Raw genomic sequence first — 24,383 nt, 5'->3', positions numbered from 1 at the left:
TTTTTACGTACCCTTGAGTTCATTATTGTTAACCTGGTAGCAAAAATTTAGCACAGGTAATAAGGAATGTAAAAGAATTCAACCAGTGGCAGATTGCATATAAAGGTTGGATGAAATTATTCTCGTTTGGAGGGTTTCATTAATGGCAGAAGAGATTAACAAAGAAGGGAGCAAAGATATGGAACGCAGCGTGCCGGAGCTCTTTAAGAACGTCGGGACACTCCCGGGGGCTGTTTCTTCCTTTTGTTTACTGAGGGTTTTTATTCTGCACCCACTTTATTAAAACAAAAAAAGAGACTATTGCACGCAGCAATAGTCCGTTCCTCGAGAGGAAGGAGGCAGCAGACGATAATCTGAGCCTATGAAAAGGGAAAGAAATGAAAACAATGATCATAATTCGTGGGAATTTTCAGAATTATGAATATATAATAGCATAGGTATCGTTTTTTCGCAATGGTTTAACGGAAATTTCCATACAAAAAACCCGGAGAAGATACTCCGGGTTCATTTTTTAGAGTTGAGCCATTTCCGCAAATGTTTCTTCCACTGCTTTGAGTGTTTGTTGAATGTCCTTATCAGTATGGGCTGTGGTCAGGAACCAAGCTTCATATTTAGAAGGCGCAAGATTAATACCTTTTGCAAGCATTAATTTGAAGAAGCGGGCAAATTGTTCTCCGTCTGTTTGTTCTGCTTGTTCGTAATTAGTGATTTCACTGGTTGTAAAGTAAACGGTCAGTGCTCCTTTTAGGCGGTTGATTTTTACTGGCAGTTGATACCTTTCAGCATGGTGAAGAATACCTTCTTCAAGCATGCTGCCAAGCCTGTCCAGTTCTTCATATACTCCCTCTTGCTGAAGCACTTCTAAACAAGCGATCCCTGCTGACATCGAAGCGGGGTTCCCAGCCATGGTGCCGGCTTGATAAGCGGGGCCGAGTGGAGCGACTTGCTCCATGATATCTGCGCGGCCCCCGTAGGCCCCGATAGGCAGCCCCCCGCCAATGATTTTACCCATCGCTGTCATATCCGGCTCCACATCAACGAGCTGCTGGGCACTGCCATAGGTAAACCGAAAAGCTGTAATCACTTCGTCGTAAATCACTAAAGCTCCGGCACTATGTGCCTGTTCATTAACAGCTTCCAGAAAACCAGGGGCGGGTTCCACGATCCCGAAATTTCCTACAATCGGCTCAACGAGGACTCCAGCGATTTCGTCGCTGTAACGATCGAGTGCTTTTTTAAAAGATTCGATATCGTTAAAAGGCACCGTAATTACATCTTGTGCAATGGATGCAGGTACTCCGGCAGAATCTGGTGTCCCTAAGGTAGATGGGCCGGAACCGGCAGCGACGAGTACGAGGTCAGAGTGGCCGTGGTAGCAGCCGGCAAATTTAATGATTTTATTCCGTCCCGTATAAGCCCTGGCTACTCGAATCGTCGTCATTACCGCTTCAGTCCCTGAGTTGACGAAGCGTACTTTATCAAGGGAAGGAATGGCGTCTTTCAACATCTTGGCAAAGGTATTTTCGAGCTTGGTCGGCGTTCCGTAAAGCACGCCGTTATGTGCGGCCGTTGTAATGGCCTCCGTAATATGAGGGTGGGCATGTCCAGTAATAATTGGCCCATAAGCCCCTAAGTAATCAATGTATTCATTGCCATCCACATCAAAAAAACGTGAACCTTTTCCTTTTTCCATATAGACAGGGGTTCCACCGCCAACTCCTTTATAGGCACGTGATGGAGAATTCACACCGCCGACAATATGGCGCTGGGCTTCTGTATATAAGTGTTCGGATTGTGTGTGATTCATTCTTTCTACCCTCCAGTTGTTCAAGCATTCATGTCCCATTGTAGCATGGACAACGGTCCTTTAGTGAAATCTTGAACAAAAAATAACTCTCCTTGCTTTAGAGCAGGAGAGTATTTTTCATCTATATAATTAAAGTTTACCAAACGTACGCAGCACCAACGATAATTAGAAGGATGAAAAGAACAACGATTAGAGCAAAGCCTCTACCATATCCGTAACTCATTTCATTTCCCCCCCTTCCTCGATTTACAACATCATATGTCAAATGTCTAGGTCGTGAATGTGCATCTGCCTAGTTGTGCGGAAAGAGTAGGGTGGGGTAGGGTAAATCCGGCATAAAATCATCGGCATGGACATAAAAGGTAGAAGGGGCTAGTACTAGAAATTTTCTTCTTTTCTCAGTAAAGGGGCATGCCAATGATTCCATATCTTCTTTTGATTTTTTCACTATTGGTCATTACATTCAGCCTGCGGCAGATTTTTATTTCTTTGGAAATGGAACAGAAGATCTTTTCTTTTCACTTGTTTTTGTCGGTCATTCTTCTCTACACCATTATTACAGTGGGATTCGGAATCGTGTATAGTATGCTTGCCACAGCTGGTCTCGAAATCTTTCATGATCCTGCAGAAACCAAACCGCTCCTATGGTGGGAAGAATTATCGAGGAGCATGTATTTCAGCGGGGTGACCTTATTTACGGTAGGCTACGGAGATTTGCTTCCGCTTGGCTTCGGGAGATGGATCGCGTTGTTCGAGGCGATGATAGGATATGCCCTGCCTGCTGCTCTAGTGATGAAAGTATGGAGTGCCAATAAGCAAAATAGCTAAGGTTGGCACTTTGCGGATAGATAAGGTACGCTAGAGATACATATTGATTAGGAGGGATTTTTTAGGTATGACAGTTGAAACAGGCAAAAAAGCACCAGATTTTACGCTACCTGCAAACAATGGCGAAAACGTATCCTTATCTGACTACAAAGGCAAGAACGTCGTGCTCTATTTTTACCCGAAAGATATGACTCCGGGATGCACAACGGAGGCTTGTGATTTTCGTGATAAGCACGAGAGCTTTGCGGATGTAGACGCAGTCATTCTTGGGGTCAGTCCTGATCCAGTGGCCAGCCATGAGAAATTTATTGACAAGCACGATCTTCCGTTTCTGCTTCTTGCTGATGAAGATCACAAAGTAGCCGAAGAGTACGGGGTATGGAAGCTGAAGAAAAATTTCGGCAAGGAATATTATGGCATTGAACGGTCTACGTTCATCATCGACAAGGAAGGCAACTTATCTGAAGAGTTCCGTAAAGTAAAAGTGGAAGGCCACGTGGAAGCTGCGTTGAATTATATTCGAGAAAAATTAAACTGAATTGGTTAAGCCCTGGCTTAGGTCAGGGCTTATTTATTAAACGATTCTTTTGAGTAATTCATGAATAATCATTATGATAGAAAAAAGAGGAGGGAAAAAGATGAAAGTTGTCTCAGCAATTAAACGAGTACCCGAGCATATCCAGAAACGTTTAACTGATAAATTTTCCAGCGTTGAATTTTTATTTTGTGAAGGCATTGAAGAGGCAGAGCATCATTTACCCGAAGCAGACGTTTTTATTACATATGGAGAAGACCTGGGAAGCGAAAGGATTAAGAAAGCAGAACGCCTGAAGTGGGTTATGGTGCTGTCTGCAGGGCTAGATAAGATGCCGTTTGAAATAATCGAAAGAAAAGGCATTACCGTAACAAACGTCAGGGGAATTCACGCAGAACCTATGGCTGAATACGCGCTTTCGATGCTTTTGCAGGCTTCTCGTTCAGCTAAAGCGATGTATGCCAATCAACAAAAGCATCATTGGGGACGCAGCCTTACCTTTAACGAAATTAATCACCGGACTATGGTATTGATTGGTACAGGCGCGATTGCCCAGGAGACAGCGAGACTTGCTCAAGCGTTTCATATGAAAACGATCGGGATATCCAGGTCAGGGGAAGCGAAGCCCCACTTTGATGAAACACATAAAGTGGATGAGTTGAGCGATCAGCTTCCGCAGGCTGATTTTGTAGTAGCGGTTCTGCCGAGTACGGAAGAGACGAAATACTTATTGAACGCTGCACACTTCCAGCTCATGCCGGAACATTGTATCTTTCTAAATATGGGCAGGGGAGATCTCGTTGCTTCAGACGATATTTTACTTGCAGTCCGGGAAGGGGAAATTTCTCATGCGGTTCTTGATGTATTTGAACAAGAGCCTCTACCAGAAGACCATCCTTTCTGGGAGGAAGAAAATATAACCATTACCCCGCACATTTCCGGTCATTCGCCGCAATACATTCCGAGAGGGTTTGATATTTTCGAAGAGAATCTCGAGCGCTATGTACAAGGAGAATCTCAGCTCGTTAATTTAATTGATCCTAAACGGGGGTATTAACATGAGAATTTATACTAGGTCTGGGGATAAAGGTAAAACTTCGCTTATTTATGGAGAGCGTGTAGCTAAAAATGATCTGAGAGTGGAAGCTTACGGGACATGCGACGAGACAAACTCAGCCATCGGGCTTGCCATCAGCCACCTGCATAAGGAAGAGTGGGAAGGAAAAGATGAATTCCTGAATGCGATGCACAAGATTCAGACGATCCTGTTCCACGTGGGAGCAGAGCTTGCAACGCCGAAAGGAAAAGATGTAACGTGGCAGCTGAAGAAAGAGCATATTGACCATTTGGAAAATCTGATCGACAAATGGGATAAAGAGCTTCAGCCTTTAAAGAATTTTATTCTACCGTCAGGAAACGAAGCATCCGCAGGCCTTCATTTAGCAAGGACTGTGGCCAGGAGAGCGGAAAGAACAGCGGTTGCCCTCGGTGAGGAGATGGTTAATCCGCTGGTCGTTTCCTATTTGAATCGTTTGTCTGATTTGCTGTTTGTAGCAGCAAGATATATCAATCATCAGCTAGGAGGCAATGAGCTGCCTCTGCACCCTGATGTGTAACGTTTTCCGTTTAACTTTTATTGACAATCCCTTCATAAACAGGTTACACTAATTATAAAGATTCTAATTTAATAATATTCTAAATCAAGAGTCAGTTAATGAAAGCGAGGTGCATGGCTGTGTCTGACCACCGACTTCAAGAAGCAATTGATACATTAAAAGATTCAGGTGTCCGAATTACACCACAGCGTCATGCGGTGCTTGAATACCTGCTGAATTCTATGACTCACCCTACAGCTGATGAGATTTATAAAGCATTGGAAAGTAAATTTCCCAATATGAGTGTCGCAACGGTTTACAACAACCTGCGCGTATTTAGAGAAATCGGCCTTGTCCGCGAATTGACTTATGGGGATTCTTCGAGCCGGTTTGATTGTAATACGACCGATCATTATCATATTATTTGTGAAACATGCGGCAAAATTGTTGACTTTCACTATCCAAGTCTCAATGAAGTGGAATCATTAGCTGAACAGGTGACTGGATTTGATGTAAGTCATCACCGCATGGAAGTTTACGGAACTTGTTCTCAATGTAAAAACAAAGCGGCTCACTAATAACTGAAAGCATTTACTGCTTTCAGTTAATTTTATTTTCTATAAAATCACCCCCGTCTCGCACGAGTACGGGGGTTACGTATGTTCATTAAGACTGCTGTTTTTTATAGCGTTTTGAATTGTATTTCTCATCAAATTCTTCGCCTTCCAGCTTCTTGTCCATCGTCAGCGGCTGATTGCAGTGCATACAAGCATCCACGCGGCCGAGCATTTTTGTCGGCTTTTCACAAGAAGGGCAGATGATTTGAATGGTGCGGGTTGAAAGCATGCCGATCCAGAAATAAACGACGGTGCTAAGTCCGATAAAGCCCATCCCTAATATCATAAACACGGCCATCAGCCAGGCTGTCTCTTTAAACACGAGTCCAAGATACATAACGCCAAAACCAACAAAGATTAACCAGAACGCAAAGGAGCGGATTTTATTAATTTTGCTACTGTATTTTAAAGCCACACCGCGTACCTCCTTTATCTCTTCATTCGTAGTATAGCATAATTTACCTGTGGGATTATAATTTGAAAAAAAGGATTTTTTATGAACGTATCGAATAGGAAAGTGAACAGAATTAGAATGTGGGGGAAGAGTAATGGAGGATGTATTACGCCCGATTTATCAAGAAAGGGCAAGTCAAGCGAATACATTAGGTATTTTGATTTTAGAAAAGTTCAAGCCGATAAGTCCGGTTACGGATAACTTTGATGTGATTTTATTTATTATCGTAAGGGATGCCGAAGATTCTTGGTATGTAAAACATTATGAATTTGACGAAAAGTCTGCTGCGATGCATATTGTTGATGAAAAATTATTAAAACACTGGATTGATACAAGTTCATATAGACGCGCGATCGAGTGGATCATCAATGGCGCGATTATCTTTGAGCGGAATGAATACGTGACGGATCTTAAAGAAAGGCTGCGTTCCTTCCCGCAAAAAACGAGAGACTTAAAGAAAGCTATCGAATTTGCCAAGCTGATTCGAAGCTATAGTGAATCAAAGGATTTATTTGAATCTGAACAATATTTAGATTCCTTCAGCCGGATGGTTCACTCGCTTCATTACTTAGCGCGGCTTTCGATTATTGAAAAAGGTTTTCATCCGGAAGTGACCGTCTGGAACCAAGTGAGAAGAATTGAACCGGAGATCTATAAACTCTACCAGGAATTAATTGAAAGCGACGAACCGACAGACAAACGCGTGCAGCTCATGCTGCTTGCTGTGGAACATGCGATCAGTAAGCGGGCCCGCTCCAGTGCCAAGCATCTGCTTGAATTAATGGAAGAAAATGAGGAGGCGTGGGCTTTTGGGGACTTGAAAGTCCATCCTGAAGTGAAAGAGTATGCCCTGGATCTTTCTTCGATGGTGGAATACTTAGCAGAAAACGATTTTATTGAAGTCGTCCTGCAGGATACAAAAGGACCAAGTATTTACCACCGTAAATATAAAGTGAAAAGCAGCCACGAGCTCTATTCTTCCTAAGAAATTCATCGTCATCACTAAAAACGCGTGGAGCCCTGTGTGGGAATCACGTGTTTTTTTATTGGCGCTGCATTGATCTGAGGCAAAATGAAGGAAAAGATAGCACTTCAATACCTGCTTAATGGAAATTATAATTTTTTGTCGAAAAGTTATTGACTACCTCCAGAATTCCATGCTATATTATTAAACGTCGCGTTAAGACAACGTGGCAAAGCTTAACAGCAAAATAAAATCATGGAAATTAAATATTGACTTTCATTTAAAGCCATGATATATTAATTAAGTCGCCATTTTGAAGCGGCAAACATTGATCTTTGAAAACTGAACGAACCAACCAGTACGTCAATTCATTCTTTCTATTATATAGAAGGAATTCAAACAAAGCACACACGATGTGCACACGAGCTTTAGGACCTTCAACGGTGTTGAAGGCAAGCGCTGTCAAAAGCGCACAGCTTTTCAATTTTTTTTGGAGAGTTTGATCCTGGCTCAGGACGAACGCTGGCGGCGTGCCTAATACATGCAAGTCGAGCGCGGGAAGCGAGCGGATCCTCTTCGGAGGTGACGCTCGTGGAACGAGCGGCGGACGGGTGAGTAACACGTGGGCAACCTGCCTGTAAGACCGGAATAACCCCGGGAAACCGGGGCTAATGCCGGGTAACACCAACCTTCGCATGAAGGAGGGTTAAAAGATGGCTTCTCGCTATCGCTTACAGATGGGCCCGCGGCGCATTAGCTAGTTGGTGAGGTAACGGCTCACCAAGGCGACGATGCGTAGCCGACCTGAGAGGGTGATCGGCCACACTGGGACTGAGACACGGCCCAGACTCCTACGGGAGGCAGCAGTAGGGAATCTTCCGCAATGGACGCAAGTCTGACGGAGCAACGCCGCGTGAACGATGAAGGTTTTCGGATCGTAAAGTTCTGTTGTTAGGGAAGAACAAGTACCGTGCGAATAGAGCGGTACCTTGACGGTACCTAACGAGGAAGCCCCGGCTAACTACGTGCCAGCAGCCGCGGTAATACGTAGGGGGCAAGCGTTGTCCGGAATTATTGGGCGTAAAGGGCACGCAGGTGGTTTCTTAAGTCTGATGTGAAAGCCCACGGCTCAACCGTGGAGGGTCATTGGAAACTGGGGAACTTGAGGACAGAAGAGGAGAGTGGAATTCCACGTGTAGCGGTGAAATGCGTAGATATGTGGAGGAACACCAGTGGCGAAGGCGACTCTCTGGTCTGTCTCTGACGCTGAGGTGCGAAAGCGTGGGTAGCAAACAGGATTAGATACCCTGGTAGTCCACGCCGTAAACGATGAGTGCTAGGTGTTAGGGGGCTTCCACCCCTTAGTGCTGAAGTTAACGCATTAAGCACTCCGCCTGGGGAGTACGGCCGCAAGGCTGAAACTCAAAGGAATTGACGGGGGCCCGCACAAGCGGTGGAGCATGTGGTTTAATTCGAAGCAACGCGAAGAACCTTACCAGGTCTTGACATCCTTGGCCCACCCTAGAGATAGGGTTTTCCCTTCGGGGACCAAGTGACAGGTGGTGCATGGTTGTCGTCAGCTCGTGTCGTGAGATGTTGGGTTAAGTCCCGCAACGAGCGCAACCCCTGACCTTAGTTGCCAGCATTCAGTTGGGCACTCTAAGGTGACTGCCGGTGACAAACCGGAGGAAGGCGGGGATGACGTCAAATCATCATGCCCCTTATGACCTGGGCTACACACGTGCTACAATGGATGGTACAAAGGGCAGCGAAGCCGCGAGGTGTAGCAAATCCCATAAAACCATTCTCAGTTCGGATTGCAGGCTGCAACTCGCCTGCATGAAGCCGGAATCGCTAGTAATCGCGGATCAGCATGCCGCGGTGAATACGTTCCCGGGCCTTGTACACACCGCCCGTCACACCACGAGAGTTGGCAACACCCGAAGTCGGTGAGGTAACCTTTTTGGAGCCAGCCGCCGAAGGTGGGGCCAATGATTGGGGTGAAGTCGTAACAAGGTAGCCGTATCGGAAGGTGCGGCTGGATCACCTCCTTTCTAAGGAATATATATGGAACGTACTCGGTTGGTTGTTCAGTTTTGAAAGATCAAGTGATCTTTCTTACGTGAACCTTGAAAACTGGATAAGAAATCAATAGTTTCATCAAGTGATGGAGCTAGTGATGACAAGACATTCAACGAACATCGAAAGAAACAAACGTCTTTTCACAGATAGTTAAGTGAACAAGGGCGCACGGTGGATGCCTTGGCACTAGGAGCCGATGAAGGACGGGACTAACACCGATATGCTCCGGCAAGCCGTAAGTAGGCTGTGAACCGGAGATTTCCGAATGGGGGAACCCACTATTCGTAATGGAATAGTGTCCATGACTGAATCCATAGGTCATGGACGGCAGACCCGGGGAACTGAAACATCTCAGTACCTGGAGGAAGAGAAAGCAAATGCGATTTCCCGAGTAGCGGCGAGCGAAACGGAAACAGCCCAAACCAGAAAGCTTGCTTTCTGGGGTTGTAGGACACTCCTTTGGAGTTACCAAGAAGAAAGGTAGGCGAATCGATCTGGAACGATCAGCCAGAGCAGGTAACAGCCCTGTAGCCGAAACCTTTCTTCCTCCGGAGTGGATCCTGAGTACGGCGGAACACGAGAAATTCCGTCGGAATCCGGGAGGACCATCTCCCAAGGCTAAATACTCCCTAGTGACCGATAGCGAACCAGTACCGTGAGGGAAAGGTGAAAAGCACCCCGGAAGGGGAGTGAAAGAGATCCTGAAACCGTGTGCCTACAAGTAGTCGGAGCCCGTTAATGGGTGACGGCGTGCCTTTTGTAGAATGAACCGGCGAGTTACGACTGTATGCAAGGTTAAGCCGTGAGCGGCGGAGCCGCAGCGAAAGCGAGTCTGAACAGGGCGAGAGAGTATGCGGTCGTAGACCCGAAACCGTGTGATCTACCCATGTCCAGGGTGAAGGTCAGGTAACACTGACTGGAGGCCCGAACCCACGCAAGTTGAAAATTGCGGGGATGAGGTGTGGGTAGGGGTGAAATGCCAATCGAACACGGAGATAGCTGGTTCTCTCCGAAATAGCTTTAGGGCTAGCCTCAGAATAGAAAGTCTTGGAGGTAGAGCACTGATTGGACGAGGGGCTCCTATCGGGTTACCGAATTCAGTCAAACTCCGAATGCCAGCGACTTTGTTCTGGGAGTCAGACCGTGGGTGATAAGGTTCATGGTCGAGAGGGAAACAGCCCAGACCGCCAGCTAAGGTCCCTAAGTGTGTGTTAAGTGGAAAAGGATGTGGAGTTGCTTAGACAACCAGGATGTTGGCTTAGAAGCAGCCATCATTGAAAGAGTGCGTAATAGCTCACTGGTCGAGTGACTCTGCGCCGAAAATATACCGGGGCTAAACACACCACCGAAGCTGCGGATTGATCTTACGATCAGTGGTAGGAGAGCGTTCTAAGGGCGGTGAAGTCAGACCGTAAGGACTGGTGGAGCGCTTAGAAGTGAGAATGCCGGTATGAGTAGCGAAAAAAGAGTGAGAATCTCTTTCACCGAAAGCCTAAGGGTTCCTGAGGAAGGCTCGTCCTCTCAGGGTTAGTCGGGACCTAAGCCGAGGCCGACAGGCGTAGGCGATGGACAACAGGTGGATATTCCTGTACCACCTCCTTTCCGTTTGAACGACGGGGAGACGCAGGAGGATAGGGAGAGCGCGCCATTGGATGAGCGCGTCCAAGCAGCAAGACGGCCGGATAGGCAAATCCGTCCGGTGGGAACGTCAAGCTGTGATGGGGAGGGAACTAAAGTACCGAAGCTCCTGAGTTCACACTGCCAAGAAAATCCTCTAGTGAGGAAAGGGGTGCCCGTACCGCAAACCAACACAGGTAGGCGAGGAGAGGATCCTAAGGTGAGCGGGAGAACTCTCGTTAAGGAACTCGGCAAAATGACCCCGTAACTTCGGGAGAAGGGGTGCTCCTCTGCCGAGGAGCCGCAGTGAAAAGGCCCAAGCGACTGTTTACCAAAAACACAGGTCTCTGCGAAGCCGTAAGGCGAAGTATAGGGGCTGACACCTGCCCGGTGCTGGAAGGTTAAGGGGATGCGTTAGCTTTTGGCGAAGCGCTGAACCGAAGCCCCAGTAAACGGCGGCCGTAACTATAACGGTCCTAAGGTAGCGAAATTCCTTGTCGGGTAAGTTCCGACCCGCACGAAAGGTGCAACGACTTGGGCACTGTCTCAACGAGAGACCCGGTGAAATTATACTATGCGTGAAGATGCGCATTACCCGCGACAGGACGGAAAGACCCCGTGGAGCTTTACTGTAGCCTGATATTGAATGTTGGTACAGCTTGTACAGGATAGGTAGGAGCCAGAGAAGCCGGAGCGCCAGCTTCGGTGGAGGCGCTGGTGGGATACTACCCTGGCTGTACGGACATTCTAACCCAGGACCGTGATCCGGTCCGGAGACAGTGTCAGGTGGACAGTTTGACTGGGGCGGTCGCCTCCTAAAAGGTAACGGAGGCGCCCAAAGGTTCCCTCAGAATGGTTGGAAATCATTCGCAGAGTGTAAAGGCACAAGGGAGCTTGACTGCGAGACCTACAAGTCGAGCAGGGACGAAAGTCGGGCTTAGTGATCCGGCGGTTCCGCATGGAAGGGCCGTCGCTCAACGGATAAAAGCTACCCCGGGGATAACAGGCTTATCTCCCCAAGAGTCCACATCGACGGGGAGGTTTGGCACCTCGATGTCGGCTCATCGCATCCTGGGGCTGTAGTCGGTCCCAAGGGTTGGGCTGTTCGCCCATTAAAGCGGTACGCGAGCTGGGTTCAGAACGTCGTGAGACAGTTCGGTCCCTATCCGTCGTGGGCGTTGGAAATCTGAAAGGAGCTGTCCTTAGTACGAGAGGACCGGGATGGACACACCGCTGGTGTACCAGTTGTTCCGCCAGGAGCATCGCTGGGTAGCTACGTGTGGACGGGATAAGTGCTGAAAGCATCTAAGCATGAAGCCCCCCTTGAGATGAGATTTCCCTTACCTCTAAGGTAATAAGATCCCTCAGAGACGATGAGGTAGATAGGTCCGAGGTGGACGCGTGGTGACACGTGCAGCTGACGGATACTAATCGATCGATGACTTATCTAAATTGAAAAGCGGAAGCTAGACATACAACTATGATGTTTCGAGTTCGTTTGAATGTGTACTTATCCAGTTTTGAGGGTTACACAAAAAAGTTTGTAAATTCCCTTGAAAAATTTATAAAAGGACAATATAATATATCTTGTCCCTTTAAAAAAGTACATTTAGAGATCTGGTGGTGAAGGCGAAGAGGTCACACCTGTTCCCATGCCGAACACAGTAGTTAAGCTCTTCAGCGCCGATGGTAGTCGGGTCGATCCCCGTGAGAGTAGGACACTGCCAGGTTTCAACTGTTCCACCGTAGCTCAGTGGTAGAGCAATCGGCTGTTAACCGATCGGTCGTAGGTTCGAATCCTACCGGTGGAGCCATTCTATGGAGAGCTGTCCGAGCTGGCCGAAGGAGCACGATTGGAATTCGTGTAAACCGTTACCACGGTTTCGAGGGTTCGAATCCCTCGCTCTCCGCCATAAATACACTTTCCTAATAGCTGGCCCGTTGGTCAAGTGGTTAAGACACCGCCCTTTCACGGCGGTAACACGGGTTCGAATCCCGTACGGGTCACCAATTTATTTTAAGCCAGCTAGCGGTATTTCGCTTAAGCACGACCGCACTCCGGAGGATTAGCTCAGCTGGGAGAGCACTTGCCTTACAAGCAAGGGGTCGCAGGTTCGAGCCCTGCATCCTCCACCATTTTCGCAAGATTTCACCGAAACACCTTGCAGCACGACGAACAGTTGAACAGAAACATTTTTATGGGAACAACAAAAGATATTCCCACATTATCGCGGGGTAGAGCAGTCTGGTAGCTCGTCGGGCTCATAACCCGGAGGTCGCAGGTTCAAATCCTGCCCCCGCAACCATAATATCCAATTAACTACTTCGATTCCACTTCTTTGCTAATTGGAAATAGGAGCCCTGTAAGGGCAACCAGATTAATTTAAATATGGTCCGGTAGTTCAGTTGGTTAGAATGCCTGCCTGTCACGCAGGAGGTCGCGGGTTCGAGTCCCGTCCGGACCGCCACTTTACATAGAAAATCATTGTTTATCACATAATCGGCTCGGTAGCTCAGTCGGTAGAGCAACGGACTGAAAATCCGTGTGTCGGCGGTTCGATTCCGTCCCGAGCCACCATTTATCCGACTTGCAAACATGGGGATACAAGTAGGAAGTCCAGAGAGATGGACATAGTTATTTAAATATGGAGGGATAGCGAAGTTGGCCAAACGCGGCGGACTGTAAATCCGCTCCCATCGGGTTCGTAGGTTCGAGTCCTACTCCCTCCACCATTACATCTTAGGGGTATAGTTCAACGGTAGAACAGCGGTCTCCAAAACCGCCGATGTGGGTTCGATTCCTACTACCCCTGCTTTTCATTATGGCGGCTATGGCGAAGGGGTTAACGCACCGGATTGTGGCTCCGGCACTCGAGGGTTCGATTCCCTCTAGTCGCCCTTTAATAATTTTATTACGCTTTGGGCCATAGCCAAGCGGTAAGGCAACGGTTTTTGGTACCGTCATGCGCTGGTTCGAATCCAGCTGGCCCAGCCATTTGCGGGAGTAGTTCAGTGGTAGAACACCACCTTGCCAAGGTGGGGGTCGCGGGTTCGAATCCCGTCTCCCGCTCCATTAATTTCATTCATTTTTCATTTGTTTATGAATAAGATATAATATTAATGATTTTTCAATGGCGGCATAGCCAAGCGGTAAGGCAGAGGACTGCAACTCCTTTACCACCGGTTCGATTCCGGTTGCCGCCTCCAATTATTTGCCGGTGTGGCGGAATTGGCAGACGCGCACGACTCAAAATCGTGTTCCTTCGGGAGTGTCGGTTCGACCCCGACCACCGGTACTCATTAAAACGAAATAATGATTTAATCAGAAGACAGGATTACTCAAATCCTGTCTTTTTTATATATGCCAGCTTTTTCAACTAAAGTTAAAAAATGCTGTTGTTTTCCTAATTTAAAAGGGATAAGATTAAAACGTACACGGATTAACCCTGATCTTCACTTATCCTCTTTTTTACTCTCTCTTCACCGTAGTACATAGGCAAAATGGAAAGCGGATACATGGAAGCTCTCGGCAGTTTATTTATTAAACCTTAGGAGGTCATTATGGGACGTTTAGTACATTTTGAAATTCATGTAGATGATATGGAGCGGGCGAAGAAGTTCTATGGTGAAGTATTTGGCTGGAAATTTGAAGACTGGAGTGAATTTGCCGGCATGCCTTACATGGGGGCTGTGACTGGCGATGAGAATGAGCCTGGCATCAACGGGGCGTTGATGCAGCGCCAAAGTGCTCCTCCAGAGCAGAACCAGCCTATGAATGGCTACACTTGTACGATGGCCGTAGAGGATTACGATGTGACAGAAGCAAAAATCACTGAAAACGGCGGCACGGTTGCGCTGCCAAAGTATGCGCTCCCTGGTATGGCTTGGCAGGGATACTACCTGGATACAGAAGGAAATGTATTTGGCATCCACCAGCCGGACGAGAACGCAAAATAGAATGATAAAGCAGACGAAAGGCTTCAGCAGAAATGCTGGAGTCTTTTTCTATCAAAGGGAACATAAAATACACATTGTTCATATTAAGTTTATATTTCTTTGCTATGATCCTCATGTACTCATTTTTAGGAGGAATATTAATGGAACATTTATTGAATAAGAAGCGAGGTTCTACTCAACCGGAATTAGCGGTTGAAGCAAAAGGACTCGTAAAAACATTTGGTAACAACCGGGCCGTTGATGGGGTGGATTTGAAGGTTCCTACTGGTTCGATCTACGGGGTACTTGGTCCGAATGGAGCTGGCAAGACGACGACAATTCGGATGCTGGCCACTTTACTTCGCGCCGACGGAGGGTCTGCGAAAATCTTTGGACATGATGTAGTAAAAGAACCGCAGATCGTGCGGCAGTTGATCGGCGTTACCGGACAGTATGCATCGGTGGATGAGTCCCTGACAGCTATGGAAAATTTAATGATTTTTTCGAGACTTTTAGGACTCAGCCGGAAAGAGGCACGCCGCAAAGCCGTGGAGCTTCTTGAGGAATTCGGCTTAACAGAAGCTGCGAAGCGTCCGTTGAAAAATTTCTCCGGCGGGATGAGGCGCCGTCTTGATTTAGCTGCCAGTCTTATTTCCCAGCCCCCGCTGATTTTTCTTGATGAACCGACGACGGGACTGGATCCGCGTACGCGAAATCAGATGTGGGATACAATCCGCAGATTAGTGAAAATGGGTTCAACCGTGCTTTTGACGACCCAGTATTTGCAAGAGGCCGATGAATTGGCGGACCGGGTTGCAGTCATTGATCGTGGAAAAGTCGTGGCAGAAGGAACGGTTGATGAATTGAAATCTTCGATTGGAAGTTCCTCTTTACAACTGACCATTCAGGATGCAAAGGACATCGACGAAGCTCGGAGAGTTGTGGAACAAGTGCTGCAGGCACAATCGAATGTACGTCCTGAAGCAGGAGTTATTACAGCCCCGATGAACGATGCCGACAGGGCTACCGACTTATTAATCAAGCTTAGGGAAGCAGGGATTCACTTAACTGAACTAAGTGTGCAGAAACCAACACTTGATGAAGTATTTCTCACAATCACGGGTCACGGAGTGGATCATTCTTCCAATGATATTCAGGAAGATGCAGAGGAGATGAGTGTATGAGCACGAGTACAATAAAGCCTGTTTCACAGCGCCGGTTAAAAAATAAAACCAGCTTTCGCCAGTCCATTCGCAATTCACTGACGATGGCCTTTCGAGGTTTGTTAAAAATCCGGCGGACGCCTGAGCAATTATTTGATGTTACGTTGCAGCCGATCATATTCACCCTCATGTTTACTTATATTTTTGGCGGCGCCATTTCAGGAGATGTAAAAAGCTATTTACCTGTTATTATTCCGGGAATTCTTGTTCAGACGGTGATCACGACATCGATCGTTACGGGTGTCCAATTGCGGGAAGATATGGACAAAGGGGTGTTTGACCGGTTTAAGTCGCTGCCGATTGCAAGGATTGCCCCGCTGGCAGGAGCACTCTTGGCAGATACTATCCGCTACACGATAGCGACGGTGCTTACATTTGCTATGGGCTATGTGATGGGCTACCGGCCAGAGGGTGGAATTGAATTTGTCTTATTAGCAGGTCTACTAGTGATTGTCAGTTCGTGGGCGATCAGCTGGATCTTTGCGTTTTTTGGAGTCATCGCAAGAACCGCTTCCAGTGTTCAAGGGATCTCAATGATCGTGTTATTTCCGCTGACGTTTCTGTCGAATGCCTTCGTACCGGTAGAAACGATGCCGGATTGGCTGCAGTGGTTTGTGAAGATTAATCCGATTTCCCATCTCGTCTCTGCAGTCCGGGAACTTGCCAACTCTGGAAGTGTCGGCTGGGACGCAGGTATTTCCCTCTTGGGAGCGGCCGTAATTGTGGCTGTTTTTGCGCCGATTACTGTGCGGGCTTATATGCGCCGTACTTAAATAGGACTGATTTGGCTTAAAAAACCCTGGTCAATGAACCAGGGTTTTTTTGTATCTCTAAAAATGTTTTCGCTGAATTAACTGGGATATCCCGATAAAAAGTTAGAATCGCTGAATTAACTGAGAAATCGCTGGAAAAACACTAGAATCGCCGAATGAACGGGGGAATCGCTGGAAAAATTCTAATATCGCCGAATTATCAGGATTCCCGCTGAAAAAAATCAAATTCCGCTGAATTATCCTGATTTCCGCCGGAATATCTCATATTCCGCTGAATTACCAAAAATATCGCTGAAAAAACTAGTTTCGCTGGAATATCCCGATTTTCGCTGAATCACATCACTTCCGTCCCATCCCATCATTATTAAAAAAAAAGCATTGAAAAACGACACTAATGTCGTTATAATAAATTTAATAAAACGACATCAGTGTCGGTTTGGAGGCGGAAAAAATTGAAGAGATTAGCGAGCAATAAAGGCTACGTCACATTAATGTCAGCCCAAGCTATATCCAGTATTGGTGATTGGCTTAGTATCGTAGCGGTCATCACCCTTGTCGGCTTGAAGTGGGAGGCTTCGCCTTTTGAGGTTTCACTCGTCATTTTATGCCTTGCCGCCCCAATGGCTCTGTTCGGTCCGGTGGCAGGGACGATCGCGGATCGTTTCAGCCGTAAAGCATTAATGATCACTTCCGATGTGATTCGTGCCGGTTTAATTCTTGTTTTAACGATAGCAGGGAGTCTTTGGGTCGTGTATCTTTGCTTGTTTTTGACCGGGATTTTTTCCGCTGTATTCATTCCGGCGAAAAACGGAAAATTAAAAGAGCTTGTGGAAGAGAGAAGTATGAAAAGTGCGATGTCCATCACTTCCATGATTGATTCAAGCACGAAGATCCTAGGACCGCTCTTGAGCGGAATCTTTGTAGCATTGATTGGGGCAAAGCCGGTATTTATCGTCGATTCGGTGACATTTGTGTTATCAGCGATATGTATTGGTTTCCTGCCGGCAGCTGTTAAGGCAGTACAAGAAGAAAAGAAAGAAGCAGGTAAGAGCTTTAAAGAGGAGTTTCTAGCAGGCTTGAGTTTTATTAAAAGTAATCGCGTCATTATGGTAGGGATGTTTTTCTTAGGGATCAGCCTATTGATCCTGCAGCTCTCAGACTCCCAAATCATTGTTTTGATCAGAGGATTGACGACTGCTTCCCCCGATTTATTTGGCTATATCGTGACGGCAGCGGGTGCAGGAACCTTCCTTGCCGGACTACTCCTTACGAAAAAGACAGATTATCAAGCGTTTCCTTTAATGCTGGCAGGAGTTTGTGGAATAGGCATAAGCTTTGGTATGATGGCCGTACTTACATTTTATGATCTGCAATTATCGGACCTGTGGGGGCCGATCCTTGGTCTTTGCGCCGGGTTTGCGGCAGGACTTGTCTTTGTACCTTTTCAAGCGGCGGTGCAGACGGATACCCCTGTACACATGACGGGAAGAGTGTTTGGTGTCGTCAACAGTGTAACGACGACGGCAACCATTATCGGACCGTTGCTTGGAGGATGGCTCGCTACTTTGATCGGAGTGGTTCCGACGTTTTTAATCACAGCCACTTTGTTAGTAGTGCTTGCTCTAGCAGGGTTCGTTACAAGAAATAAACTGGAAATGGGGAAAAGTGATGGCGCCGAAGGTAAGCAGAGAGTACCTGGAGAACCGGCGGGCTGATATTTTAGCTGCCGCCAGGGACGTATTTATCGAACATGGCTATGAAAAAACAACGATGGCTCATGTGATGGAAGCAGCGAAAATCAGCAGAGGCGGACTCTACCAATATTTTTCAAATAAGGAAGAATTATATGAAGCGATTTTAGAAGAGAGACTTGCTGAAGTGGTGGAAGAAACTGAGAAACTATTAGAAAATGAGGTTTCTTCTTATTGGGATCTACTCATGCAACGGTTATTTGGGGACTGCATGAAGCCGGATGATCGAATGGACCCGCTCATACCGAGCACGCTGGAATTTTTTATTACAGGAAGAAGTGAGGAGCGGAGAAGGGAGTATGGACGAAAACGTTATGCTTATGGGGTCAAATTATATGCTGGCGTAATTCAAGCCGGCCAGCAGCACGGAGAATTCAGTAAGCAGTATGACGGGGAGTTGTTGGCACGTTCCATTATTGCCTTCACAGATGGATTGGCTCTTGACCATGCTATTCTTGATGATAAAAAGGAACTCCAATTAAAACAGCAGTCACAGCTGATCGTAGATTTCTTACAAGGAGCGCTTAAAGTGGATTATGATTCATAGAAGGGAGGAGGACGATGAAACAAGAGCGGCTGATAGAAAAATTTGATCGTCAGGCAGATAAGTATGAGCGCAGACGAAGGAAGGAAACGAAAAACCACTGGAGGAGAAAAATTTTTACTTCAGCCAGGGGGAAAACTCTGGAAGCAGCCGTCGGGGCAGGGATGAACTTTGCCTTTTTACCTGCCGACATTGATTACACAGGCGTCGATTTCAGTCGCGAGATGTTGAAAAGAGCAGAAGCTGCTGCTGGGAACTATCCTTTTACTTCCCAATTTATTCTTTCTGATGTTGAAGCGCTTCAAGTACCAGAAGACTCCTTTGATACCATCATCTCCTCGGGTACATTGTGTGCTTACCCTGAACCAGGGATAATACTAAATTTGTTTCAACAATGGTGTCGACCTGAGGGGCAGGTTTTATTAATGGAGCACGGGTTGTTTGATTCCGCTTCTTTAGCCTTCCTTCAGAAAATCGTTGATCCCGTGGCCCATTCATGGCTCGGTTGTCATCAAGACAGAAACATTCTAGAGCTAGTTTCTAACTCGAAACTGAAAATTGTCCGCCAGGAAAAAGGCTTTCACGGGGCATTGAACCTAATCTGGGCGAAACCGTAAAGAAAACCCGTTCTCCAGCTATTGGGAAAAAGAGATGTTTTATTCTGCTTTTGCAAACATTTCCACGAGCAGTAAGGAAACAGCACCTAGAGCTGTTCCAAATTTACCTAGATTTGAGAAAACAATCTCTGTTTCTTTGGCTTCTTTTGTTAGAGCTTTTCTTGTGATCGTGGCTTTAATTGGATCGAGAAGCAGGTCGCCTGCATTTGCCAGACCGCCGCCAATCACGATACGTTCAGGGTTCAATGTGTGAATCACATTCGTCAAGCCTGTTCCTAAATAAACCCCTGTTTCTTCAAAGATTTCTTTGCAAAATGCATCTCCTTTAACCGCTTCTTCATAAATCACTTTTCCTGTTATGTCCTCCTCCTTAAAAGAATGAAGAGAGGATTCAGGGTGCATGGACATAGATTTTACGGCTCTTTTTACTAATGCCGGCCCTGCAGCAAGCGTCTGTAGACAGCCGTAATTCCCACAATCGCAAAGGGGTCCGGACAAATCAATGGTCATATGTCCAATTTCCCCTGCAATTTGGTGTTTGCCTCGAAACAGCTTGTTATCGATGACGATTCCAGCGCCAATTCCTCTGCCAACATTCACAGTAATCACGTGTTCCGAATTGCTTCCTTTTCCAAACCAGGCTTCTCCAAGCGACAAAGCACGAGCATCGTTCTCCACTTTAACAATCAGATTGAACTTTTTTTCCAGCACTTCTTTAAAGGGGATATTCCGTAAGTCCAGGGAAGGTGCGTATGTGGCAATTCCGGCATCAGCATCAACTACACCGTGCATGCCGATGCCGATGCCAATGACTTTCTCCTGGCTTTCTGGATGAGCTGAAAAAATCGATTCGATGGTATCTGTAGTCAGTTCAATTAGTAATTGTTCGGTAATGGAGGCTGGAATGTGATGGATCGCAGAATCATAGGATTTTCCATTCAAATCGGCTATCACAGCCCTTAGCCATTTAGGGCCGATATCAAGACCAATGACAAAAAAATTGGATGCATTGATCATCAGCATCGTTGGTTTGCGTCCACCACTTGATTCGCCTTGATTGCTTTCTATAACAAGTTTACTTTCTATTAATTCTTTCACGATACTGCTCACGGTAGGAGGGGTAAGCTTAGTCTGCTTAGCAATATCTGCACGGCTGATAGGGCCGTCCATTCTAATCTTATTTAAAATAATGGATTTGTTTAAAGATTTCATCCAATGAAAGCTTCCTCGGATTTGTGTACTCATCTATGTCCCTCCAGAGATCAAATAAACCGTTAATTTTGTATAGGGATTATTATAACATAATTAAATTAATTAACTAACTGTACAATCTTTATAAAAAGACTTAGAGCAGCACGCTCTAAGTCTTAATTACTTTTATCCTTCAGCATGGCCATTGTTTTTCTCACATACACATAAATCAAATACCCTACACTCACTATAAACAGGGCACAGAGTACCACCCAGACATAGCTTAAGTACTGCGGTGCAACTATGCTAACGACCGCAACTAAGGCTGCAGCAATGATAAAGAAAGTAAGCAGTCTTGCAATCATCATGAATCCCTCCAGGTCGTCCAATAAATTACACTTATTATAACGTTTCCGTAACGGATTTGTCGAAGCTGACAGCATTTTTCAAGCGAAGAGTTCCTGCTCAATTACCAGGATTCACAAATTTTTCATAACTTTGTTACTAAATTGTGAAACAGTGAGCAATTGAGGTTCAAATAGACCAGAAAGTGATATTCTATAAGTGTAAGGAAGATACATTACTTCTTGTGAAATGCTGAACAATTAATATGGATGGAGAAGGGAGCGTTTAACAATGTTTGTTCAATTTTTGAGAGACAACAAAGTAGTTGCTGGGGTGCTTGCCGTCCTACGAATTTATTTAGGCTATGAATGGATTACTGGGGGACTTCACAAAATCAGAGATGGATTTGATGCTACTGGATTTCTTCAAGGGGCAATCGCTAATACAGGAGGGGAACACCCAGCTGTCCAAGGCTGGTGGGGAACGTTTCTTGAACATGTAGCTCTTCCAAATGCCGGTTTATTTACCTTTTTAGTCATGTGGGGTGAACTTCTTGTTGGTATCGCTTTAATTCTAGGTATCTTTACTAACTTCGCTGCACTTATGGGAATTATCATGAATTTTGCTTTCTTATTCAGCGGTACTGTAAGCACGAACGGTCAAATGATTCTGCTCACTGTGTTTCTCCTAGTTGCTGGTTACAATGCCGGCCGTTATGGACTTGATCGCTGGGTCTTGCCATTTGTTAAAAACTATACACATCGACACATTCATCACCGGAAAATTCAGGCTGTATAACGAATAAGGGTCCTGGCTGATTGCCAGGACCCTTATTCTAATGAAACAGGAGGAAAAGTCCGCCGGCAAATAGAGCAGCAGAGCCAGTGAGCAGAGCGATCTTAGTGGGACGGTTAGCTTTGTGAAAAAGTTTAAACCACATAAGCCTCACCTCGCTTAGAGTCTTTGGTTTACTTACGTTTTTGGTCAACTAAAGGTTTCGTTTTTCCAAAAAGATTCAATGCTGATCCGCATTTTTCCACCAGGAAAAAGTGGCATAAAGTCCTATGAGGCAGGTGGACAGAATAATCAAGGTGCTGCTTACTTTCAAAGGGCTTTCTACACCGGTCATACCTGAAAATAAGGCGGGAATAGCCCAAGGGAAATAATCTCCGTATCCAATAGCCCCGATAATCTGCGACAGTAATACCATAATAATGATAAAACCGAGAGGAGCGAGGTAGCCCCGGCCGTAACTGGCAAAAAACGCGACTGGGGTGCTGAGTGCAATCGTAAAAAGAGCTGTGAGCGCATATTGGTAGAGTCCATGAGCCATGACTGCCTGATTCAAACCAGGCAGTTGAATGAGCGAACCTAGCAGTATACCTAATGCAAATACATAAATAGAGAAGACGATACAAGTGATGAACACTGCCGTAAATTTTGCCACAATAATGACCCAGCGGGGAAAAGGCAGGGCGATGAGGTCTTTAATTGTTTCATCCGTATATTCTCGGCCGAACGCCCAGCTTGTGATAAACCCAAAAACGATTACCCCACCGACGGCAATGATTTGGGCCAGCATGCTTAAGAGTGAGGGCCAGTTGGCTTCTCCTGCAATTTCTGCTTTGGCCCCTAAGAGCCCTGAGCTCTCAGCAAGATCAGGATTTTTTAAGACAAACATGAAAAATGCACTCATGAGAGGACCGAGAGTAAGAGCGGCTAACGTAATCCAAATCATTTTTGATTTTATGATTTTCAGAAGCTCAGTTGTAAGTGCTGCTTTATAATATTCCATGGAGCTGTTCCACTCCTTTCCCTGTAATCACTCTTAGAAAATAGGCTTCCAAATCTTCTTCTTCTACAGTTAATCGAACGGGCGGAAGTTGATGTTCGGTCAGCAGGCGGGCGATGTTTTCCGGCTTTTTAATAGCTTCGGGCTGATAGGATTCTATGAGCCCTTCTTTATTTTGCTGCCAGGAGTACCCCGATTCACTGAGAAGGCGTCCGGCAGCTGCATTATGACGAGTATGGATCACAAGCCGCTCTTTAAGCAGACGGTTCAACTGCTTTGCTTTGACTTCATCCACTAACTTTCCTTCGTGGATGATTCCGATTTGGCTGACTGTTTTTGAAATCTCGCTTAACAAATGACTGGATATGAAAATGGTAATGCCATGATTCTCAGCTAGATCAAGAAGTAATTCACGAACTTCAACAATCCCTGCCGGGTCCAGTCCGTTGACGGGTTCGTCTAAAATAAGTATTTCCGGCTGGTGCAGCAAAGCTTTCGCTATCCCTAACCGCTGGGCATTCCCCAGGGAAAGATGCTTCGCTTTTTTATTGACATAAGCCGTTAATTTTAATTGTTCACAAACGTTATGGACGGCTTGTTTATTTTCGACCAGTCTCAGACGGCGGAATATTTCAAGGTTTTCTTTCACCGTCAATTCCGGATACGCACGAGGAGTTTCAACCATATATCCGACTTTTTCCCAAATGGAAGGATTCGCTTGAACTACTTGTTTACCGTCAATATAGCAGCTGCCCTCGCTAGGTTTAATCATCCCCAAAAGCATGCGGATCATGGTCGTTTTTCCGGCACCGTTTAATCCTAAAAAGCCGTAAATGGTTCCTTTTTTAATGCTGATGGACACTTGATCAACGGCCTTTAACCCATTATAGGATTTGGTTAGTTGATTCGTTTGAATTGCATATCCCATTCATTTCACTTCCTCTTCTATTAACCCTTCCACCAGCAAGTCGACATGGAGCTCAATCGTTGCCCGGTAGATATCTTCACCGATCTCTTTTTTGTGTAAGGTAAGCATGAATAATGACCGGAACAACCCTGTTACAAGTTCAGGTTCATATTTAATAATTACGCCTTGTTGCTTCCAATTGGTAATAAGGACGGAAGAAGCTTGGTTATCCTCCTTTAAATGGTTGGCTAATTTTTCTTCAGGAATTTTTCTGGATAGAGCATTCATATTGTCTCCTAGATATATTTGACGCATTAAAGGATTCTTTTCCACCATTTCGATAGTCGTCAGGAGATGCTGTTTAATCACAGATTTTGGATTGCTGCTATTGGTGACGTCTAAATTGTTCAAAAAGTTCTTCACTTCTTCTTCTTCGTTCGCGAGAATATCAAAGTAGAGCTCTTCTTTCGATTGGAAAAATTTATAAAATGTACCAGCAGCTATTCCGACTTTTTTCGTAATATCCTGGATGCTCGTTTTTTGAAGACCAAACTGACAGAAAAGCTCACGGCCTTCTGCCAAAAGCGCTTGCTGGATGTGCTGCTTTTCTTCTTGTTTAAATCCTTTAGGCATACTAAAACCTCCAAAGTGAATATATGAATTATTTTATTTTTTATTCACAATATGATTATAAATCAAGCTGAATGATCCTGCAAGATCTATTTGACCGAATGGATATTCCGTGTTAATTGTTCAGGATAAAAAGTCCTGAAAATTCTAACGGTGATAAAATAACCAGTATGAT

Annotated in this window: 22 protein-coding genes, 14 tRNA genes and 3 rRNA genes; 31 read left to right on the top strand and 8 right to left on the bottom strand. The window is 45.8% G+C overall.

Going from position 1 to position 24,383, the window contains the following annotated elements:
• Window positions 1-106: 106 nt before the first annotated feature.
• A complete protein-coding gene (locus tag MUN89_RS17445; RefSeq protein WP_244709012.1) occupies window positions 107-283 on the top strand; it encodes a hypothetical protein in 177 nt (58 codons plus the stop codon).
• A 228-nt stretch (window positions 284-511) separates the two neighbouring features.
• On the opposite strand, the gene MUN89_RS17440 is transcribed toward MUN89_RS17445, so the two are convergent.
• Together MUN89_RS17440 and MUN89_RS17435 are read right to left on the bottom strand one after the other, a co-directional pair.
• On the bottom strand, window positions 512-1,807 hold the full coding sequence (locus tag MUN89_RS17440) for a glutamate-1-semialdehyde 2,1-aminomutase (protein WP_244709011.1): 1,296 nt from the start codon (window positions 1,805-1,807) through the stop codon (window positions 512-514).
• Window positions 1,808-1,943: 136 nt separating this feature from the next.
• Window positions 1,944-2,072, bottom strand: a complete 129-nt coding sequence (locus MUN89_RS17435) for a YjcZ family sporulation protein (protein WP_396266045.1) — start codon at window positions 2,070-2,072, stop codon at window positions 1,944-1,946.
• A gap of 152 nt (window positions 2,073-2,224) precedes the next feature.
• Between MUN89_RS17435 and MUN89_RS17430 the strand changes: the two genes are divergently transcribed.
• The 5 genes from MUN89_RS17430 to perR all read left to right on the top strand — a co-directional run bounded on the left by MUN89_RS17430 (window position 2,225) and on the right by perR (window position 5,343).
• Window positions 2,225-2,635, top strand: a complete 411-nt coding sequence (locus MUN89_RS17430) for a potassium channel family protein (RefSeq protein WP_244709010.1) — start codon at window positions 2,225-2,227, stop codon at window positions 2,633-2,635.
• A 67-nt stretch (window positions 2,636-2,702) separates the two neighbouring features.
• Window positions 2,703-3,173 carry a thioredoxin-dependent thiol peroxidase gene (gene bcp, locus MUN89_RS17425; RefSeq protein WP_244709009.1) on the top strand — a complete coding sequence of 157 codons (471 nt, stop codon included), beginning with the start codon at window positions 2,703-2,705 and terminating at the stop codon, window positions 3,171-3,173.
• Between the two features lie 100 nt (window positions 3,174-3,273).
• Window positions 3,274-4,227 carry a D-2-hydroxyacid dehydrogenase gene (locus MUN89_RS17420; protein ID WP_244709008.1) on the top strand — a complete coding sequence of 318 codons (954 nt, stop codon included), beginning with the start codon at window positions 3,274-3,276 and terminating at the stop codon, window positions 4,225-4,227.
• 1 nt (window position 4,228) lies between these two features.
• Window positions 4,229-4,786: a cob(I)yrinic acid a,c-diamide adenosyltransferase gene (locus MUN89_RS17415; RefSeq protein WP_244709007.1), complete on the top strand. Its 558-nt coding sequence runs from the start codon at window positions 4,229-4,231 to the stop codon at window positions 4,784-4,786.
• A gap of 113 nt (window positions 4,787-4,899) precedes the next feature.
• Window positions 4,900-5,343 carry a peroxide-responsive transcriptional repressor PerR gene (perR, locus tag MUN89_RS17410; RefSeq protein ID WP_244713906.1) on the top strand — a complete coding sequence of 148 codons (444 nt, stop codon included), beginning with the start codon at window positions 4,900-4,902 and terminating at the stop codon, window positions 5,341-5,343.
• 88 nt (window positions 5,344-5,431) lie between these two features.
• Here the strand turns inward: perR and MUN89_RS17405 are convergent, their stop codons facing one another.
• Window positions 5,432-5,797 carry a YgzB family protein gene (locus MUN89_RS17405; RefSeq protein ID WP_244709006.1) on the bottom strand — a complete coding sequence of 122 codons (366 nt, stop codon included), beginning with the start codon at window positions 5,795-5,797 and terminating at the stop codon, window positions 5,432-5,434.
• Window positions 5,798-5,930: 133 nt separating this feature from the next.
• Between MUN89_RS17405 and MUN89_RS17400 the strand changes: the two genes are divergently transcribed.
• From MUN89_RS17400 to MUN89_RS17285, 24 genes are all read left to right on the top strand, one after another.
• Complete coding sequence (locus tag MUN89_RS17400) at window positions 5,931-6,821, top strand: nucleotidyltransferase-like protein (RefSeq protein WP_244709005.1); 891 nt, start codon at window positions 5,931-5,933, stop codon at window positions 6,819-6,821.
• A 466-nt stretch (window positions 6,822-7,287) separates the two neighbouring features.
• Window positions 7,288-8,854 (top strand): 16S ribosomal RNA (locus tag MUN89_RS17395).
• A gap of 176 nt (window positions 8,855-9,030) precedes the next feature.
• Window positions 9,031-11,950, top strand: a 23S ribosomal RNA gene (locus tag MUN89_RS17390).
• A 165-nt stretch (window positions 11,951-12,115) separates the two neighbouring features.
• Window positions 12,116-12,229: ribosomal RNA gene (gene rrf, locus MUN89_RS17385) — 5S ribosomal RNA — on the top strand.
• The 16S, 23S and 5S rRNA genes sit together here with 14 tRNA genes alongside, the layout of an rRNA operon.
• A gap of 9 nt (window positions 12,230-12,238) precedes the next feature.
• Window positions 12,239-12,313, top strand: a tRNA-Asn gene (locus tag MUN89_RS17380).
• A 6-nt stretch (window positions 12,314-12,319) separates the two neighbouring features.
• Window positions 12,320-12,412: transfer RNA gene (locus MUN89_RS17375), tRNA-Ser, on the top strand.
• A gap of 22 nt (window positions 12,413-12,434) precedes the next feature.
• Window positions 12,435-12,509 (top strand) — tRNA-Glu (locus MUN89_RS17370).
• Window positions 12,510-12,559: 50 nt separating this feature from the next.
• Window positions 12,560-12,635 (top strand) — tRNA-Val (locus MUN89_RS17365).
• A gap of 93 nt (window positions 12,636-12,728) precedes the next feature.
• Window positions 12,729-12,805 (top strand) — tRNA-Met (locus MUN89_RS17360).
• An 85-nt stretch (window positions 12,806-12,890) separates the two neighbouring features.
• Window positions 12,891-12,967: transfer RNA gene (locus MUN89_RS17355), tRNA-Asp, on the top strand.
• 34 nt (window positions 12,968-13,001) lie between these two features.
• Window positions 13,002-13,077, top strand: a tRNA-Phe gene (locus MUN89_RS17350).
• Window positions 13,078-13,146: 69 nt separating this feature from the next.
• Window positions 13,147-13,232 (top strand) — tRNA-Tyr (locus MUN89_RS17345).
• Window positions 13,233-13,241: 9 nt separating this feature from the next.
• A tRNA-Trp gene (locus MUN89_RS17340) sits at window positions 13,242-13,312 on the top strand.
• Window positions 13,313-13,324: 12 nt separating this feature from the next.
• Window positions 13,325-13,397 (top strand) — tRNA-His (locus MUN89_RS17335).
• A 22-nt stretch (window positions 13,398-13,419) separates the two neighbouring features.
• A tRNA-Gln gene (locus MUN89_RS17330) sits at window positions 13,420-13,494 on the top strand.
• Window positions 13,495-13,497: 3 nt separating this feature from the next.
• Window positions 13,498-13,572: transfer RNA gene (locus tag MUN89_RS17325), tRNA-Gly, on the top strand.
• A gap of 60 nt (window positions 13,573-13,632) precedes the next feature.
• Window positions 13,633-13,706: transfer RNA gene (locus MUN89_RS17320), tRNA-Cys, on the top strand.
• Window positions 13,707-13,713: 7 nt separating this feature from the next.
• Window positions 13,714-13,795: transfer RNA gene (locus MUN89_RS17315), tRNA-Leu, on the top strand.
• Window positions 13,796-14,060: 265 nt separating this feature from the next.
• Complete coding sequence (locus tag MUN89_RS17310) at window positions 14,061-14,456, top strand: VOC family protein (RefSeq protein WP_244709004.1); 396 nt, start codon at window positions 14,061-14,063, stop codon at window positions 14,454-14,456.
• Window positions 14,457-14,596: 140 nt separating this feature from the next.
• Entirely contained in the window at window positions 14,597-15,619 is a 1,023-nt protein-coding gene (locus tag MUN89_RS17305; protein WP_244709003.1) for an ATP-binding cassette domain-containing protein, read from the top strand.
• Window positions 15,616-16,431 (top strand): ABC transporter permease, encoded by an 816-nt coding sequence (locus MUN89_RS17300; RefSeq protein WP_244709002.1) that lies wholly within the window; start codon window positions 15,616-15,618, stop codon window positions 16,429-16,431. The genes MUN89_RS17305 and MUN89_RS17300 overlap by 4 nt, the downstream gene beginning before the upstream one ends.
• Window positions 16,432-16,883: 452 nt before the next feature.
• On the top strand, window positions 16,884-18,146 hold the full coding sequence (locus MUN89_RS17295; protein ID WP_244709001.1) for an MFS transporter: 1,263 nt from the start codon (window positions 16,884-16,886) through the stop codon (window positions 18,144-18,146).
• The gene (locus MUN89_RS17290; RefSeq protein WP_244709000.1) at window positions 18,100-18,729 is read left to right on the top strand and encodes a TetR/AcrR family transcriptional regulator; all 630 of its coding nucleotides are present in this window, start codon (window positions 18,100-18,102) and stop codon (window positions 18,727-18,729) included. The genes MUN89_RS17295 and MUN89_RS17290 overlap by 47 nt, the downstream gene beginning before the upstream one ends.
• Before the next feature lie 14 nt (window positions 18,730-18,743).
• On the top strand, window positions 18,744-19,343 hold the full coding sequence (locus MUN89_RS17285) for a class I SAM-dependent methyltransferase (RefSeq protein WP_244708999.1): 600 nt from the start codon (window positions 18,744-18,746) through the stop codon (window positions 19,341-19,343).
• A 39-nt stretch (window positions 19,344-19,382) separates the two neighbouring features.
• Here the strand turns inward: MUN89_RS17285 and MUN89_RS17280 are convergent, their stop codons facing one another.
• Window positions 19,383-20,588: an ROK family transcriptional regulator gene (locus MUN89_RS17280; RefSeq protein ID WP_244708998.1), complete on the bottom strand. Its 1,206-nt coding sequence runs from the start codon at window positions 20,586-20,588 to the stop codon at window positions 19,383-19,385.
• A gap of 122 nt (window positions 20,589-20,710) precedes the next feature.
• Complete coding sequence (locus MUN89_RS17275) at window positions 20,711-20,902, bottom strand: hypothetical protein (RefSeq protein WP_244708997.1); 192 nt, start codon at window positions 20,900-20,902, stop codon at window positions 20,711-20,713.
• 268 nt (window positions 20,903-21,170) lie between these two features.
• Between MUN89_RS17275 and MUN89_RS17270 the strand changes: the two genes are divergently transcribed.
• Window positions 21,171-21,677 carry a DoxX family protein gene (locus MUN89_RS17270; RefSeq protein WP_244708996.1) on the top strand — a complete coding sequence of 169 codons (507 nt, stop codon included), beginning with the start codon at window positions 21,171-21,173 and terminating at the stop codon, window positions 21,675-21,677.
• Between the two features lie 217 nt (window positions 21,678-21,894).
• On the opposite strand, the gene MUN89_RS17265 is transcribed toward MUN89_RS17270, so the two are convergent.
• The 3 genes from MUN89_RS17265 to MUN89_RS17255 are packed head-to-tail and all read right to left on the bottom strand — an operon-like array spanning window position 21,895 to window position 24,211.
• Window positions 21,895-22,674 (bottom strand): ABC transporter permease, encoded by a 780-nt coding sequence (locus tag MUN89_RS17265; protein ID WP_244708995.1) that lies wholly within the window; start codon window positions 22,672-22,674, stop codon window positions 21,895-21,897.
• Complete coding sequence (locus MUN89_RS17260) at window positions 22,661-23,599, bottom strand: ABC transporter ATP-binding protein (protein WP_244708994.1); 939 nt, start codon at window positions 23,597-23,599, stop codon at window positions 22,661-22,663. Before MUN89_RS17260 ends, MUN89_RS17265 begins: the two co-directional genes overlap by 14 nt.
• Window positions 23,600-24,211 (bottom strand): TetR/AcrR family transcriptional regulator, encoded by a 612-nt coding sequence (locus MUN89_RS17255; protein ID WP_244708993.1) that lies wholly within the window; start codon window positions 24,209-24,211, stop codon window positions 23,600-23,602.
• Window positions 24,212-24,383 lie beyond the last annotated feature (172 nt).

It is taken from the genome of Halobacillus salinarum (genome assembly GCF_022919095.1).
GTDB lineage: Bacteria > Bacillota > Bacilli > Bacillales > Halobacillaceae > Halobacillus_B > Halobacillus_B salinarum.
This window is presented reverse-complemented; position numbering and strand designations above follow the sequence as displayed.